Source organism: Klenkia sp. AC732 (genome assembly GCF_979256525.1).
Genome location: NZ_CEEDOS010000019.1, coordinates 71,858 through 86,922 on the forward strand (window position 1 = coordinate 71,858; position 15,065 = coordinate 86,922).

General features: G+C 73.8%; 15 protein-coding genes. 8 read left to right on the forward strand and 7 right to left on the reverse strand.

The window, feature by feature from the left end:
• Positions 1-162 precede the first annotated feature (162 nt).
• From rpmH to AC0IVP_RS11205, 8 genes are all read left to right on the forward strand, one after another.
• Positions 163-300: a 50S ribosomal protein L34 gene (rpmH, locus tag AC0IVP_RS11170; protein ID WP_056296149.1), complete on the forward strand. Its 138-nt coding sequence runs from the start codon at positions 163-165 to the stop codon at positions 298-300.
• 1 nt (position 301) lies between these two features.
• Positions 302-709, forward strand: a complete 408-nt coding sequence (gene rnpA / locus AC0IVP_RS11175) for a ribonuclease P protein component (protein ID WP_471756596.1) — start codon at positions 302-304, stop codon at positions 707-709.
• Positions 706-1,074 (forward strand): membrane protein insertion efficiency factor YidD, encoded by a 369-nt coding sequence (gene yidD / locus AC0IVP_RS11180; protein ID WP_056296143.1) that lies wholly within the window; start codon positions 706-708, stop codon positions 1,072-1,074. The genes rnpA and yidD overlap by 4 nt, the downstream gene beginning before the upstream one ends.
• The gene (yidC, locus tag AC0IVP_RS11185; RefSeq protein ID WP_471756598.1) at positions 1,067-2,152 is read left to right on the forward strand and encodes a membrane protein insertase YidC; all 1,086 of its coding nucleotides are present in this window, start codon (positions 1,067-1,069) and stop codon (positions 2,150-2,152) included. The genes yidD and yidC overlap by 8 nt, the downstream gene beginning before the upstream one ends.
• A 111-nt stretch (positions 2,153-2,263) precedes the next feature.
• Complete coding sequence (locus tag AC0IVP_RS11190) at positions 2,264-2,974, forward strand: Jag family protein (protein WP_471756600.1); 711 nt, start codon at positions 2,264-2,266, stop codon at positions 2,972-2,974.
• Positions 2,971-3,645, forward strand: coding sequence for a 16S rRNA (guanine(527)-N(7))-methyltransferase RsmG (rsmG, locus tag AC0IVP_RS11195; RefSeq protein ID WP_056296134.1), 675 nt, complete (start codon positions 2,971-2,973; stop codon positions 3,643-3,645). Before AC0IVP_RS11190 ends, rsmG begins: the two co-directional genes overlap by 4 nt.
• A gap of 135 nt (positions 3,646-3,780) precedes the next feature.
• Complete coding sequence (locus tag AC0IVP_RS11200; protein WP_056296131.1) at positions 3,781-4,848, forward strand: ParA family protein; 1,068 nt, start codon at positions 3,781-3,783, stop codon at positions 4,846-4,848.
• Positions 4,845-5,864, forward strand: coding sequence for a ParB/RepB/Spo0J family partition protein (locus AC0IVP_RS11205; protein ID WP_471756602.1), 1,020 nt, complete (start codon positions 4,845-4,847; stop codon positions 5,862-5,864). Before AC0IVP_RS11200 ends, AC0IVP_RS11205 begins: the two co-directional genes overlap by 4 nt.
• Positions 5,865-5,915: 51 nt before the next feature.
• On the opposite strand, the gene AC0IVP_RS11210 is transcribed toward AC0IVP_RS11205, so the two are convergent.
• The 7 genes from AC0IVP_RS11210 to murJ all read right to left on the reverse strand — a co-directional run bounded on the left by AC0IVP_RS11210 (position 5,916) and on the right by murJ (position 14,835).
• A complete protein-coding gene (locus AC0IVP_RS11210) occupies positions 5,916-6,893 on the reverse strand; it encodes a D-alanine--D-alanine ligase family protein (RefSeq protein ID WP_056296126.1) in 978 nt (325 codons plus the stop codon).
• Positions 6,890-8,287 carry an aminotransferase-like domain-containing protein gene (locus AC0IVP_RS11215; protein ID WP_056296123.1) on the reverse strand — a complete coding sequence of 466 codons (1,398 nt, stop codon included), beginning with the start codon at positions 8,285-8,287 and terminating at the stop codon, positions 6,890-6,892. The genes AC0IVP_RS11210 and AC0IVP_RS11215 overlap by 4 nt, the downstream gene beginning before the upstream one ends.
• Positions 8,288-8,322: 35 nt before the next feature.
• Positions 8,323-9,447, reverse strand: a complete 1,125-nt coding sequence (locus AC0IVP_RS11220) for an N-acetylmuramoyl-L-alanine amidase (RefSeq protein ID WP_056296119.1) — start codon at positions 9,445-9,447, stop codon at positions 8,323-8,325.
• 168 nt (positions 9,448-9,615) lie between these two features.
• Positions 9,616-9,942: a thioredoxin gene (gene trxA, locus AC0IVP_RS11225; protein WP_056296117.1), complete on the reverse strand. Its 327-nt coding sequence runs from the start codon at positions 9,940-9,942 to the stop codon at positions 9,616-9,618.
• 65 nt (positions 9,943-10,007) lie between these two features.
• On the reverse strand, positions 10,008-11,039 hold the full coding sequence (gene trxB / locus AC0IVP_RS11230; RefSeq protein ID WP_200938933.1) for a thioredoxin-disulfide reductase: 1,032 nt from the start codon (positions 11,037-11,039) through the stop codon (positions 10,008-10,010).
• Between the two features lie 65 nt (positions 11,040-11,104).
• On the reverse strand, positions 11,105-12,754 hold the full coding sequence (locus tag AC0IVP_RS11235; RefSeq protein ID WP_471756604.1) for a protein kinase family protein: 1,650 nt from the start codon (positions 12,752-12,754) through the stop codon (positions 11,105-11,107).
• 86 nt (positions 12,755-12,840) lie between these two features.
• Positions 12,841-14,835, reverse strand: coding sequence for a murein biosynthesis integral membrane protein MurJ (gene murJ, locus AC0IVP_RS11240; protein ID WP_471756606.1), 1,995 nt, complete (start codon positions 14,833-14,835; stop codon positions 12,841-12,843).
• Positions 14,836-15,065: the final 230 nt, after the last annotated feature.

A 15,065-nucleotide genomic window follows, 5' to 3' on the forward strand; every position in this document is an offset into this window, starting at 1 on the left:
GACGGTCCTGCACGTGTGCCCTGCGTGCTGTCCGTGCGTGACCGCAGCAGACCAGCCTCGGTGCGGACCGGGCCGCGACACACGTCGTGCGCCCACCAGCACCGCCGCGTGGCCGGCCCGACAGGCCGGCCACCGCCTCGACGTCGTCAGTGGGAGTACCTCGTGAGCAAGCGCACGTTCCAGCCGAACAACCGCCGTCGGTCCAAGACGCACGGCTTCCGGCTCCGGATGCGCACCCGCGCCGGCCGCGCCATCCTCGCCGGCCGCCGCCGCAAGGGTCGCGACAAGCTCTCCGCCTGAGGTGCTGCCCGCGCAGGCACGCCTGCGCCGGCGTCCGGAGTTCACCGTGGTCGTCCGCTCCGGCCGGCGTGCCGGGCGTCCGACCATGGTGCTGCACTACCTGCCCGAACGGCCCGTCGTCCGTACCGGGGGTCCCCAGGACCCTCCGGCCGGACCGCGGGCCGGTTTCGTGGTGGGCAAGTCCGTCGGCAACTCGGTCTGTCGGCACCGGGTGACCCGTCAGCTGCGCCACCTGGTGCGCGACGAGCTGCACCGGCTGCCCGACGGTGCCGACCTGGTGGTCCGGGCGCGGCCCGAGGCGGCCACCGCCGACGTCGGCACGATGCGCCGGGACCTCAGCCGTGGCCTGGACCGGGTGCTCGACGCCCGGCCGGCCCGCACGACCGGCTCCTCCGGGGGCCGACCGTGAGCAGCCCGGCCGCCCGGGCGCTGCTGTCCGCCGTCGGTTTCTACCGGCGCGCGATCAGCCCGGTGCTGGGCCCGCGCTGCCGGTTCGTCCCGACCTGCAGCGAGTACGCCCAGGAGGCCGTGCAGGTGCACGGTGCGGCCCGGGGCAGCTGGCTGGCGGTCGCCCGGATCGCCAAGTGCGCCCCCTGGCACCCCGGCGGCGTCGACCTGGTGCCCGGCACCACACGGTCCGCCACCGATCCAGGAACCGCACAGCACGTCCACTCGTCGGACACGGGGGCAGGACCGGCAGCCGCCGTCCGCCCCACCCGAGCTCCCCGGCCCACCGGCGGCCGGATCCCGCAGCAGGAGGCTGGCGTTGCTTGACTGGCTGTACACCGCGATCGCGTGGGTGATGAAGCAGTGGCACGCACTGTTCTCCACGTTCCTGGACCCGGCGGGCGGCATCGCCTGGGCGCTGTCGGTGGTCATGCTGGTGGTGACCATCCGCGTCCTGCTGTTCCGCCTGTTCGTCAAGCAGGTGAAGAGCCAGCGGGCGATGCAGGAGATCCAGCCCGAGATCCAGAAGCTGCGCAAGCAGTACGGGTCTGACAAGCAGGGCTTCAGCCAGGCCATGATGGCCATGCAGAAGGAGCGCGGGGTCAACCCGCTGGCCGGCTGCCTGCCGATCCTGCCGCAGATCCCGATCTTCATCGGCCTGTTCCACGTGCTGCGGCGCATCGCGCCCGGCAAGGAGGGGCTCTACAGCTGGTCGGACACCCTCACCGAGCAGGCCGCCGCTGCCAAGCTGTTCACCGCCCCGATCGCCGCCTCGTTCAACATGGTGGGCGAGAAGGAGCGGGCCATCCTGGGCCTGACGGACGGCAGCTACACCGGCATCCGGGTCGTCGCCGGCATCTTGATCATCATCATGTGCTTCACGACCTTCTACACCCAGAAGCAGATCCAGAAGCGCTCCGGGCCGGTCGAGGGCCAGGCCGCCACGATCCAGAAGCTGCTGCTGTACGGCATGCCGATCAGCCTCTTCGTCTCCGGCTTCTTCTTCCCGATCCTGGTGCTGCTGTACTGGTTCACCAACAACCTGTGGACCCTGGGCCAGCAGTTCTACATCCTCAAGAAGCTGCCCCCGCCCGGGTCGCCCGGCGCCCTGGCCAAGGCCGAGGCCGACAAGCCCCGGATCGACCCCAAGCTGCTCGCGCCCAAGCCCGGTGTCAAGCCCGTCCGGCCCAAGACGAGCCGTCCCGCGGCGACCTCGGGCCCCGCGTCCGCCGTCGACGCCGACCTCGACGGGGTCATCGACACCCCGGCCGAGGGCACCGGCTCCACCGCGGCCTCCGAGGGCACCGGGGCCAGCCGCCCGGCATCGGGGACCACCCGCCCACGGTCCGGGTCCTCGGGCGGGTCCGCCGGCCCGGCCAACCGCGGCAAGCGCAAACGCCGCTGAACCGCCGGCCGCCTCCCTCCAGGTGAGGCGGCCCCCGGCCGGTCGCCTCGTCGCCGGCCCCCACTCCACCGGGCTCGACCCGGCCGCCTGCACTCCTCCGGAGGAACCCACGTGAGCGCACCGCAGAACAGCACCGACAGCACCGCGAGCCCGGACACCGCCGTCACCGCCGTCACCGCCGAGGCCACCTCCGGCGCCGTCCTGCCCACCGACGGCGGGGAGACCCTGCTCCCCGACGCCGACGAGGCCTCGGCCGACGCGGTCGTCGAGCCGGTCGACGTCGTCTCCGAGGACGCCCCGGCACGGGACGCTGCGGAGGCCGGGGACGACGAGGACGACGAGGACGACGACGAGGGGGCCGACGACCTCCTGGTGCGCGAGGGCGACGTCGCCGGGGACTACCTGGAGCGGCTGCTGGACATCCTCGACGTGGACGGTGACATCGACCTCGACGTGGAGGGCGACCGCGCCTCCGTCGCCGTCGTCGGGGGTCAGCTGACCACCCTGATCGGGCCCGAGGGCGCCACGCTGGAGGCCCTGCAGGAGCTGACCCGGCTCGCCGTGGCGCAGTCCACCGGGACCCGCAGCCGGCTGATGCTCGACGTCGGTGGCTTCCGGGCCCAGCGTCGCGCCGACCTCACCGCGCTCGCCGGCGATGCCGCCAGCCGGGTCGCCGAGAGCGGCGCGCCCGAGCGGCTGGCTGCGATGAACCCCTTCGAGCGCAAGGTCGTGCACGACGTCATCGCCGCCGCGGCCGGCGTGCGCAGCGAGTCCGAGGGCGAGGAGCCGAACCGCCGCGTCGTGGTCCTGCCCGAGAAGTGACGTCGCCCGAGGAACCCACCGAACCCACCGCCCCGCAGCTGCCGGAGGAGCCAGCGACCGCCGCGGCGGTCTTCGGTGACGCCCTGCCACTGGCTCGGCGTTACGTCGAGCTGCTCGCCGGCGACGGGGTCGTGCGCGGGCTGATCGGTCCCCGCGAGGTCCCCCGGCTGTGGGAGCGGCACGTGCTCAACAGCGCCGCGGTCGCCGAGGCCGTGCCCCAGGGTGCCCGGGTCGTCGACATCGGCAGCGGGGCCGGGCTGCCCGGCATCCCGCTGGCGTTGGCGCGGCCGGACCTGACGTTGTCCCTGGTGGAGCCGATGGCCCGCCGGGTCGAGTTCCTCGAGGACGTCGTCGCCGCGCTGGGCACGGACTGGCGGGTCGTCCGCGGGCGGGCCGAGGAGAAGTCCGTCGGCCGCGCCGTGGGTCCGGTCGACGTGGTCACCGCCCGGGCGGTGGCACCCCTCCCCCGGCTGGTGGGCTGGTGCACGCCCCTGCTGCGGCCCGGTGCCCAGCTGGTCGCCCTCGTCGGGGCCAAGGCGGCGGCCGAGGTGCCCTCGCTGATCCCCCGGTTCGCGGCGGCCGGGATGCGGGACGTGCACGTGCGGGCGGTCGGTGAGTCGCTGGGGTCGGCGGCCACCACGGTCGTCGTCATGACCCGCGGCGGTCGCTGAGCGGCTGGTCCGCACACCCACCTGCGACCCGTAGGCTGGGTCGTGGAACGAGTCCACGAGCGCGTTTCACGTGGAACTGGCTACAGGACCCGACCCGTTCCACGTGGAACACGGTCGGGCGAGGAGGACGCAGGCATGACGGATCCAGGCGAACGGCTGCGGAGCAGTCTCGCCGCCGACTCCCCGCCTGCCGGTGTCGAGTTCGACAGCCCCATCGCGATGGAGGCCATGCGGGCCACTCGGGTGCTGCACGCGAACGAGCAGGAGCCCTTCCCCGCCCCCGGGCGGATCCGGGTCATCACCATCGCCAACCAGAAGGGCGGCGTCGGGAAGACCACCTCGACGGTGAACCTCGGCGTCGCGCTGTCGTTGTTCGGCCTGCGCGTGCTGGTGATCGACCTGGACCCGCAGGGCAACACCAGCACGGCCCTGGGTGTGGACCACTCGGTGGGCACGCCGTCCATCTACGACGCGCTGGTGGGTGAGTCCACGCTCGCCGAGGTCACCCACCCGACGACCGCGTCCCCCGACCTGCGCTGCATCCCGGCCACCATCGACCTGGCCGGAGCCGAGATCGAGCTGGTCAGCGTGGTCGCGCGGGAACACCGGCTGCGCCGGGCCATCGAGACGCACCTGCACGCGCTGCCCGCCGAGGAGCGCCCGCACTACGTCCTCATCGACTGCCCGCCGTCCCTCGGGCTGCTGACGCTCAACGCACTCGTCGCCGGGGACGAGGTGCTGATCCCCATCCAGTGCGAGTACTACGCGCTGGAGGGGCTGGGTCAGCTGCTGTCCAACATCGAGCTGGTCCGGGCGCACCTGAACCCGGGCATCTCGGTGAGCACCATCCTGCTGACCATGTACGACGGGCGGACCAAGCTCGCCGACCAGGTCGCCGACGAGGTGCGCAACCACTTCGGGGACCTGGTGCTGTCCTCGGTCATCCCCCGCAACGTGCGGGTCAGCGAGGCTCCCGGTTACGGGCAGTCCGTGCTGACCTACGACCCGGGCTCGCGCGGGTCCACCAGCTACGTGGAGGCCGCCCGGGAGCTCGCGCTCCGGGGGGTCGACCTGGAACCCCTGGTGCCCGTGCAGCCCACCCCCGCAGTGGCAGCCGCTCCCCCGGCGGCCCACCCGCTGTCCGCGCTCGTCCTCGGTGAGACCGTGGCGAGCGTCCGATCAGGTCCCCAGGAGAACTCATGAGCAAGCGCGGCGGACTCGGCCGGGGCCTGGCGGCCCTCATCCCCACCAGCGCCCCCGCACCGACGGCCACCCCGGCGGCCCGCGCCGCCGAGGCGGTCGAGGCGGCCGCCGAGCGCGCGGCCGCCGGTCTCACCGAGGAGCCCCCGCCGCCGGCGCTCTCCCCGGTCGCCGACCTGCCGGCCGAGGTGGCCGGCGTCCCCGGTGCCCAGCTGCGCGAGGTCTCGGTGGACGACGTCGTCCCCAACCCCAAGCAGCCCCGCCTGGTCTTCGACGACGAGGCGCTGGAGGAGCTCGCGCACTCCGTGCGGGAGTTCGGCCTGCTGCAGCCGATCGTCGTGCGCGAGCGGCCCGAGGGCGGCTACGAGCTCATCATGGGCGAGCGCCGGCTGCGCGCCGCGCGGGCGGCCGAGCTGCAGACCGTGCCGGCGATCGTCCGGGACACCTCCGACGACGCGATGCTGCGCGACGCCCTGCTGGAGAACATCCACCGGGTGCAGCTCAACCCGCTCGAGGAGGCGGCGGCCTACCAGCAGCTGCTGGAGGAGTTCGGCGCCACCCACGAGGAGCTCGCCGCCAAGATCGGCCGCAGCCGCTCGCAGGTCACCAACACCATCCGACTGATGAAGCTGCCGGTGAAGGTGCAGACCCGGCTCGCTGCCGGCGTGCTGTCCGCCGGCCATGCCCGGGCGCTGCTGGGTCTGCCCGACCCGGAGGCGATGGACGCCCTCGCCACCCGCATCGTCGCCGAGGGCATGAGCGTGCGGGCCACCGAGGAGGCCGTCGCGCTGGCGGTCGCCGCCGAGCCCGAGGCCAAGCGGAAGTCCCGGCGGACCATCACCGCCCCCGGGGTCGAGGAGCTGGCCGGCCGGCTGTCCGACGTCTTCGAGACCAAGGTCAAGATCCAGATCGGCCGCTCGAAGGGCCGGGTCGTCGTCGAGTTCGGCTCGGTCGACGACCTGCAACGCATCATCGGCGTGATGGCCCCCGACATCACCGGTCGGAGCTCCGCGCAGTAGCAGCACCGAGGACGGCCCCGGTTCCGTCACAGACGGAACCGGGACGGGGACTCAGCCCCGGGTGGCGGCCTGGCGCAGCAACCGGGTGAGCACGTCCCCGAGCCGGTACCCGGCGGCCTCGACGGCCATCGGGAACATCGAGGTCTCGGTGAGGCCGGGTGAGACGTTGACCTCCAGGAAGTGCACCTCGCCGTCGGCGTCCACGATGAGGTCCGTGCGGGACAGGTCCGCCAGGCCCAGCGCCCGGTGCACGGTCACCGCGGTCTCCGCCGCCCGGCGGGCGACGTCCTCGGTCACCCGGGCCGGGGTGTGGTACTCGGTCAGCCCCGGGGTGTAGCGAGACGTGTAGTCGAAGACGCCGGACTCGGGGGCGATCTCGACCGCGGGCAGCGCCTGCGGTCCCTCGCCCAGGTCGATCACCGACACGGCCAGCTCGATGCCCTCGACGAAGCGTTCGACGAGCACGGTGTCCCCGTAGGCGAAGCAGCTGACCATCGAGGCCGGCAGGTCCTCGACCCGGCTGACCTTCTGCGCACCCAGGGCCGATCCGCCCGAGGCCGGCTTGACCATCAGCGGCAGGCCGAGACGGGCGACGATGAGGTCGAGCACGGCTGCAGCGCCCAGCTCGCGGAACGTCGAGTGCGGCAACGCGACCCATGCCGGCGTCGTCACCCCGGCGGTCTGCACCACGGACTTGGCGGCCGGCTTGTCCCAGGCCAGCCGGCAGGCCGCGGCCGGCGACCCGACGTAGGGCACCCCGGCGAGGTCCAGCACCGCCCGGACGGCACCGTCCTCACCCGTGGAGCCGTGCAGGGCGATGAAGACGGCGTCGGCCGGGGTGGCGGCCAGGCCGGGCAGCAGCTCGCTGTCGGCGTCCCGCAGTTCGGCGTCCAGGCCGGCGCGCAGCAGCGCCTCGACCACCTGGGTGCCCGAGGACAGGCTGACCTCGCGCTCGAAGGTCAGGCCACCGGCGAGCACGACGGCGCGCAGCAGGTCGGTGTCGGTCGACACCGGCGTGGTGTCGCTCATGACGGGTCCCCCAGCTGGTCCGTGGACGCCGGGCCGGTGATCGCCTCGGTGGTGGGCACCTGGGGGGTGCTCGGGCGGGCCGCCCGGAAGGTGCCGGTGTCCACGCCGTCGAAGGTCGAGTGCAGGTCCAGCTCGGCCTCGATCACCCGCGCCAGACGACGCACACCCTCACGGATCTGGTCCGGCTCGGGGTAGCAGTAGGACAGCCGCATGAACTCCTTGCCCTGGCCGTCGGCGTAGAAGCCGATGCCGGGCACGTAGGCCACGTGCGCGCTGACGGCGCGGGGCTGCATCAGCTTGGCGTCCAGGCCGTGCGGCAGCTTCAGCCACACGTAGAACCCGCCGTCCGGTCGGCTCCAGGTGGTGCCCGGCGGCATCAGCGCGGTGAGGGAGTCCAGGCAGGCGTCGCGGCGCTCGCGGTAGAGCTCGATGAAGGTCTTGATCTGCTGCTGCCAGGGCTGGGTGTCCAGGTACCGGGCGACGGCGTACTGGGTGAGCGAGGGCGGGCACAGCACCTGCGCCTCGGAGGCCAGCACCAGCTTCTCCCGGACGGCGAGGGGCGCCAGCACCCAGCCCACCCGCAGACCCGGGGAGAAGGTCTTGGAGAACGAGCCCAGGTAGACGACCCGCTCGCTGTTGCGGGCGCGCAGGGCGCGCATCGGCTCGTGCTCGAACCCCAGCAGGCCGTAGGGGTTGTCCTCGATGACGAGCAGGTCGTACCGGTCGGCGATGTCCATGATCCGGACCCGCCGCTCCTCGGTCAGCGTGACGCCGCCGGGGTTGTGGAAGTTCGGGATCGTGTACAGGAACTTGACCCGGTCACCGCGGGCACGGCACTCGATGAGCGCGTCCTCCAGCGCCTCGGGCACCAGGCCGTCGTCGTCCATGGCGACGTGCTGCACGCGGGCCTGGGCGGCCTGGAAGACCCCGAGCGCACCCACGTAGGACGGCGCCTCGGCCAGGATCACGTCACCGGGGTCGCAGAACACCCGGGTCACCAGGTCCAGCCCCTGCTGGGACCCCACGGTGACGACGACCTCGGACGGCGAGGCGTCGGTGATGCCCTCCAGGGCCATCACGTCGCAGATCCGCTCCCGCAAGCGGGGGTCGCCCTGTCCGGAGCCGTACTGCAGGGTCTGGGCGCCCATCCCGCTGACCAGCTCGCCGATCATGGAGCCCACGGCGTCCAGCGGCAGGGCGGTGACGGCGGGCATGCCACCGGCCAGCGACACGACCTCCGGCCGGCTCACCACGGAGAACAGGGCCCGGATCTCCGAGCTCTTCATGCCGTGGGTGCGGGCGGCGTAGCGGTCGGCCAGCGGGTCCAGCCGCGGGTGACGCGCCGGGACCGGGACCGACGCGCTGACCGTGGGGTCGGGCGTCGAGGAGGACATCGTCAGAGTGTAAGGACCCGGCCCGCCGACACGCCTCAGGCGCTGGTGGACAGCTGGTACGTCCCGGTCGGCGGGTCGGCGTCCTTGGGCAGGAACAGCCGCTGGACGGCGGCCAGCACGGACTGCGCGATGGTGCCGCGCAGCCGGGCGTCGAGCAGCAGCTGCCGGTCCACGGGGTGGGAGAGGTAGCCGCAGTCGATCCGGATGGCCGGCATCCGGGTCAGCCGCAGCAGGTCCCAGGTCTTGGCGTGCGAGCCGCAGTCGAGCATGCCGGTGCGCGCGACGACCTCGCGGCGCAGCAGGTTGGCGAACTCCTCACCGACCGTGGACGAGGCGCCCGACCCGGTGCCGTAGTAGTAGCTGGCCACCCCCCGGGCGTGCTGGGAGTCGTGCGCCTCCATGTGCAGGGAGACGAACAGGTCGGCCCGGGCGTCGTTGGCGAAGCCGGTCCGCTCGGCGAGCGTCGGCCCTCCGGTGCGGCCACGGGTGAGGTACACCGTGGCACCGGCGGCGGCCAGCCGACCCTCGATCCGGGTGGCCAGGTCGTAGACCAGGTCGGACTCGGTGGTCTCCCCGGCGGTGTAGCCGCTGTCGTCCCCGCCGTGACCGGGGTCGATGACGATGACCCGGCCGATCAGGTGCGGGCCGGACTCGACCAGCGAGGCGCTCTGCCGCAGCAGCTGCGGGCGCCCCCCGGTGACCCGGCGGCCCAGCTGGCGCAGCGCGCGCAGGGTCCCCGGGCCGCAGGTGCCGTCGACGGTGAGCCCGTAGTCGCGCTGGAAGGACTTCAGTCCGTTCTCGGTCTCCACGCCCAGGATCCCGTCGGCCCGCCCGGCGTCGTAGCCCAGCTCGAGCAGGCGCTCCTGCAGGCCGGCGACGTCGTCCCCACGGTGCGGGCGTTCGGGGTCGTAGCGCAGCACCCGGTCGCCCAGGGACCACCGGGCCTCCGACAGCGCGCGGTAGGTCTCCTCGCCGACCCGGCCGTCCACCGAGAGCCCACGGACCTGCTGGAAGTGCCGCACGGCCAGCGCGGTGGGCTCGTCGTAGACGGCGGCCGCCTCGGGTGCGGTGGGCTCGGTGTGCAGCAGCCCGAGGCTGCGCAGCGCGGCCTGTACGTCGGCCACGGCCGGGCCGGTGGCGCCGGGGACGAGGGGTTCCACGCGGGGGTCGCTCCAGGGGGTCGGGGTGGGTCGGCACCGATTGTCGTCCTCGCCGGTCACTCCGGCGAGACCAGGGTGGTCAGGACGCGCAGGGGCCCGGACGCTGGGTCGTGCGGCGTCCGGGCCCGTGGCGCGCCGGCCCCGGTCCGCTTGGACCGGGGTCGTGGCTCAGATGTAGTCGGCCAGGTCGGAGAGGATCGCGCCCTTGGGCTTGGCGCCGATGATGCTCTTGACCGGCTTGCCGCCCTGGAAGACGGTCATCGTCGGGATCGACATGACCTGGTAGTCCCGGGCGATCTGCGGGTTCTCGTCGATGTTGAGCTTGGCGATGGTCAGCTTGTCGCCGTGCTCGGAGGCGATCTCCTCGAGCACCGGGGCGACCATCTTGCACGGACCGCACCACTCGGCCCAGAAGTCGACGAGCACGGGCTTGTCGCTGCCCAGCACGTCGGCGGCGAAGCTCTCGTCGGTGACCTTGACGGTGTTGCCTGCCATGGGGATGGCTCCTTCGGTTGGGGTGTGCGCGTGGCGGTGGGTGTCGGAGCTGACGCCTGGCGGCGTCAGCGCTCGTCGAAGGTGTCGGCGAGCCAGCGCTCGGCGTCGATCGCGGCGGCGGCACCGGTGCCGGCCGAGGTGATGGCCTGGCGGTAGATGTGGTCCACCACGTCCCCGCAGGCGAAGACGCCGTCGATGTTGGTGCGGGTGGTCGGGTGCTCGACCTGGACGTAGCCCTCGTCGTCCAGCTTGAGCTGGCCGGCGAACATCTCGCTGCGCGGGTCGTGGCCGATGGCCACGAAGAGGCCGGTCACGTCGAGGGTCTCGGTGGCACCGGACTCGGTGTCGGTGAGCTCGACCGAGGCGACCTGGTTCTCGCCGTGCACGTCGGTGACCTGCTTGCCCAGTGCCCAGCGGATCTTCTCGTTGTCCTGGGCGCGCTTGACCATGATCTTGCTGGCGCGCAGCTCAGGACGACGGTGGACCACGGTCACGGACTTGGCGAAGCGGGTGAGGAAGGTGGCCTCCTCCATCGCGGAGTCACCGCCGCCGACGACCACGATGTCCTGGTCGCGGAAGAAGAAGCCGTCGCAGGTGGCACAGGCCGAGACGCCGTGGCCGAGCAGGCGCTGCTCGTTGTCCAGGCCCAGGTAGCGGTACTTGGAGCCCGTGGCCACGATCACCGCGTGCGCCAGGTGCGTCTCGCCGCCGACCTTGACCACCTTGGGGGTGGCCGTGAGGTCGACCTCGGTCACGTCGCTGGGCACCAGCTCGGCACCGAAGCGCTCGGCCTGGGTGCGCATGTCGTCCATCAGCTGCGGGCCCTGGACGCCCTCCGGGAAGCCGGGGAAGTTCTCCACCTCGGTGGTGGTCATCAGGGCGCCGCCGAACTGGCTGCCCTCGAAGACCAGCGGGTGCAGGTTGGCCCGCGCGGCGTAGGTCGCGGCGGTGTACCCGGCCGGGCCGGAGCCGATGATGATCAGGTCGCGGACGCCGTCGTGCTCCGCCGGCGGGATCGCGGCAGGGGAGGCACCGGGGTCACCCGGGGCCGAGACCGCGGGGCCGGGGGTGGGCTGGTTCGTCGTCACGGGCGGCACAACGGCCAGGGTAGGGGGAGCATTCCCGACCGGCAGCCGGTGGGCGCCCGAGGGAGGGACCGGTCTCAGCCCGCGGCCACCGGGGTGACCTCGGCGATGTCGGCGCTGAAGCCCTCGTCCCCGGACACCAGCCCGGTCACCCACACCAGCACGTAGCGGGTGGTCACGGCCTCGTCGAAGGTCAGCTCGTCGGTGCCGCTGAGCTCCCCGCCGGCGGCGACCGGGTAGCTCTCGAGGTCGCCGTCGGCCGAGTCCCCGGTGCGGACCTCAACGACCGCGCCGGGGGTGTCGGTGGCGATGGTGACGCCGGACAGGGCCTGCTCGCTGCCCAGGTCGTACAGCACGCCGACGCCGGGCTTGAGGTTGCCGAACTCGGCGGAGCCCCGGTAGTTCAAGGTCGGCCAGGATGTGGCCGGGTCGCCGTCGTAGGACAGCGGGACGTCGTCGTCGTTCTCGGGCTCGCCGTCGCCGAAGGGGTCGAAGACCTCGGCTGCGGTGATCTGCAGCGGTGCGGCCGCGGGGGGCTCCTCGCTGGGGGCCGCGCTCTCGGCCGGCGCACTGACCGTGGGGGTGGACCCGACCGGGTCCTCGACGCTGCTGGCGGCGGAGATGACGTTGGTCCCGAACCACCAGCCCACGCCGATCACCATGGCCAGCGCGAGCAGCGGCAGGCCCACGACGACCAGCCGGCGGCGCCAGCTGGAGCCCGCGCCGTCGGTGTCCAGGTCGTCCTCGACCGGGTCGTCGTCGCTGCCGTCGTGGAAGGCCGAACCCCAGTCGAGCCGGTCGTCCTCGGCCGCCCGGTCGTCCCGGTCGTCCCGGTGGTCGTCGTCGTCGTCGACGAGTCCGCGGTGGGCGGGGGCCGGCACCGGCGGGGTGACGGCGGGGAGGGCACCGGCCGGCGGGGCGCCGGTGGTGAGCCCCTCGGCGTCGGCGGCGTCCCGGCGGTCGCGCAGCTTGCGCAGCCAGCCGCTCTCGGTCTCGTCGCCCCGCACGGTCGGGAGCGGGCCGGTCTGGTCGGTGCGCACCCGCTCGCCCAGCAGCGCGACCATCGCCGCGACGCTGGACAGCGCGGTGCCCGGCTCGGTCGAGCGCGCCCGGCGCACGAGCGCGGCCAGGTCGGGCTGGGTGATGACGGGGGGGACCGCGCCAGGGGTGTCACCGCGGCGGCCGGTCAGGCACAGCTCGAGCAGCGCACCCAGCGCGGCGATGTCGCCGGGGACGGTGCCCTCGGCAGCGGGGACGGCGAGCAGGCCGACCAGCCCGCCCGAGCGCAGCACGACGTGCTCGGGGGTGAGGCCGCCGACGGCCAGTCCGACCCGGTGGGCCTCGGCGACGCCCTCGGCCAGCCGGCGGACGACGGTGCGCGCCTCGCGCTCGGGGAGCGGTCCTGCCTCGAGCCGGTGGGCGAGGGTCTGGCCCTCGATCCACTCGTTGACGACGTAGGCGGCGGGGCTGTCGTCCGGGGTGCCCTCGGCGGCGTCGTAGACCATGGCCAGCGCGGGGGTGGCCAGTCCGCCGGCGGTCAGCGCGCGGGTGATCCAGGCGCGGGCGGCCGGTCCACCGGGGTGGTGCACGCGCAGCGCGACGTCCCGGTTGAGGACCCGGTCACGAGCCCGCCAGGAACGGATGACACCGGTGCTGGTCGGCTCGTCGGGGGCGAGCTGGTCCAGGGGGCGGTAACGGTCGGGCAGGCCGGTGGTCGTCGACGTCACGGACGCTGCCGACCTCCCCTGGTCCCCGCCGGACGCGTGCGCGTCAGGTCTGCCGTGCTGTGCTGCTGCTGTGCCGGAGTGGTCGGTCAGCGGCGTGGTCGGCCCAGGCGAGCCCGGACCGCGGCGACCGGCCCCGCGACCTCCGGGACCCGTGCCAGCACGACACCACCGACCACGACGGCGCCGACCACCACCGTACCGACCGCCAGGGTGACGAGCGAGCCCACGACGGCGGTGCCGACGAGGTCGGAGGTGACCCGCACCGCCCCCCAGCCCGCAGCGGCCGCGACGATGCTGACCACCAGGACCCGCAGCACCGTGGACGCGGCGTCGCCAGTACGCAGCGTGCCCAGACGGCGACGCAGAGCCAGGTCGCCGGCGACCCAGCCGACCAGGTAGGTGACCGACGTGGCGACCATGAGACCCGCCACCACGTGCCGGGGTTCGACCAGGACCGGCACCAGCAGCAGCAGGGGCACCCGGACCGCCACCATGGCGACCTGGATCAGGGTCGGCGTCCGGGCGTCCTTCATGGCGTAGAAGACGCGGAGCTGGAGCAGGGTGACCGCCATCGGCAGCAGTCCGAAGGCGCCGACGGCCAGAGCGACGCCGACCGCGCGGGCATCGGAGGGGTCGGCGTTGCCGCGGGCGAAGGCGAGGGTGCCGACCGTGGGCCCGAGCACCACGAGCAGGGCGGTCACCGGCAGCAGGCCGAGGGCCGACAGTCGCATGCCCAGGGACAGGTCGGCGACCACGCCGGGGACGTCGCGGCGGGCGGCGGCACGGCTCATCCGAGGCAGCAGCGCGGTCAACAGGGCGACGCCGATGATCCCGTAGGGCATCTGGAAGAGCAGGCTGGCGTTGCTGAAGGCCGCCGGCCCCAGGCCGCCCTCCTGTCGGGCCGCGGCGTTGGCCACCACGCTGGCCACGACGACGCCGACCTGGCTGACCAGGACGTAGCCGATGACCCACAGGCCCAGCGAGCCGGCCTCGCCCAGCCCGGTCCCGCGCAGCCCCCACCGTGGACGCAGCGGGATGCCGTGGCGGGGCAGCAGCGGCAGCAGCACCAGGGCCTGCAGGGCGATGCCGACGGTCGTGCCGATGCCCAGCAGCCAGACCAGCCAGGGCTCGAGGGTGAGGGGTGTCAGGTCGCCGGGACCCGAGGCGAGCAGGAAGACCACACCGACACCGATGACGACGACGTTGTTCAGGACCGGGGCCCAGGCCGGCGGGCCGAACACCTGACGGGCGTTCAGTGCGGCCGTGGCGAAGGCGCCGATCCCGTAGAAGACGATCTCCACCAGCAGGATCCGGGCCAACCAGTTCGCCAGGTCCACCTGCCCCGGGTTCCCACCGGTGTCCCGGATGCCCATCAGCCAGGTCAGGGCCGGGGCGGCGAGCACGGCGACCACGGTCAGCACGGCCAGTGCGGAGACCCCGAGGGTGAACAGCCGCTGTGTGTAGGCGACCCCCCGGTCGGCGTGCTTCTCCTGGGCACTGACCAGCAGCGGGACGACCACGGAGGTCAGCACGCCGCCGATCAGCAGCTCGTAGACGATGTTGGGCAGGGTGTTGGAGATCGTGTAGGCGTCGTTGACCAGGCCCAGGCCCAGGGCGGCGGTGAGCACGACGGTGCGCAGGAACCCGGTGATGCGGGAGACCAGGCTGGCCACCGCCATCGTCCCGGCCGCGCGCAGGATCCCGCGGCTGCGGCCGGACTCCTCCTCGCGCAGCGTGGGCTGCCCGGGGTCGGTCTCCTGCTGCTCGAAGCGGCTGGGCACCGGGGGCAGCACCGGGATGAGCTGGGTGTCCTCGACCGGCTGCACGTAGCGGTCGCGGCGCGGACCGGCCTCGCCGACCGGGGGCGTGCCCGCTGGTGCCTCGGGGCTGGAGGGCTCGGGTCTGTGGGGCGCAGGAGTGGAGGGCGCGGCGGGACCGCTGGGCGTCCGCGGCAGCACCGGCAGGCCCGGCTGCTCGCCGGAGCGGGGCCGGTCGCTCGCGGGCGGTGCCAGGGCGGCACCCAGCGGGCTGACCCGGGTGCTCGGACCGCGGTCGCCGGTCCGGGGACCGGGCGCGGCCACCGGGGGCCCCTCGCCGGGGGTCGCGACCGGGGACCCCTGGCCGGGGGTGGCGACCGGGGACCCCTGGCCGGGGGTCGCCACCGGGGACCCCGTCGGCCGGGAGGACGAGGCAGGGCGCTCCGCCGGCGGCACGGGCCGGGACGGCGGGGCCTGCGGCGGACGGCGGGTGCCCGGACGGGGCGGACCCGTCGGGTGCCCCCGCCGCTGGCCGCGCCGTCCTCGAGCGCGCT

What these genes read in the sequence shown, in the direction of transcription:
- trxA (WP_056296117.1), bottom strand. Translation starts at nt 9,942, where the DNA reads ATGGCAGGCAACACCGTCAAGGTCACCGACGAGAGCTTCGCCGCCGAC.
- AC0IVP_RS11215 (WP_056296123.1), bottom strand. Translation starts at nt 8,287, where the DNA reads ATGTCCTCCTCGACGCCCGACCCCACGGTCAGCGCGTCGGTCCCGGTC.
- AC0IVP_RS11200 (WP_056296131.1), top strand. Translation starts at nt 3,781, where the DNA reads ATGACGGATCCAGGCGAACGGCTGCGGAGCAGTCTCGCCGCCGACTCC.
- AC0IVP_RS11205 (WP_471756602.1), top strand. Translation starts at nt 4,845, where the DNA reads ATGAGCAAGCGCGGCGGACTCGGCCGGGGCCTGGCGGCCCTCATCCCC.
- AC0IVP_RS11210 (WP_056296126.1), bottom strand. Translation starts at nt 6,893, where the DNA reads ATGAGCGACACCACGCCGGTGTCGACCGACACCGACCTGCTGCGCGCC.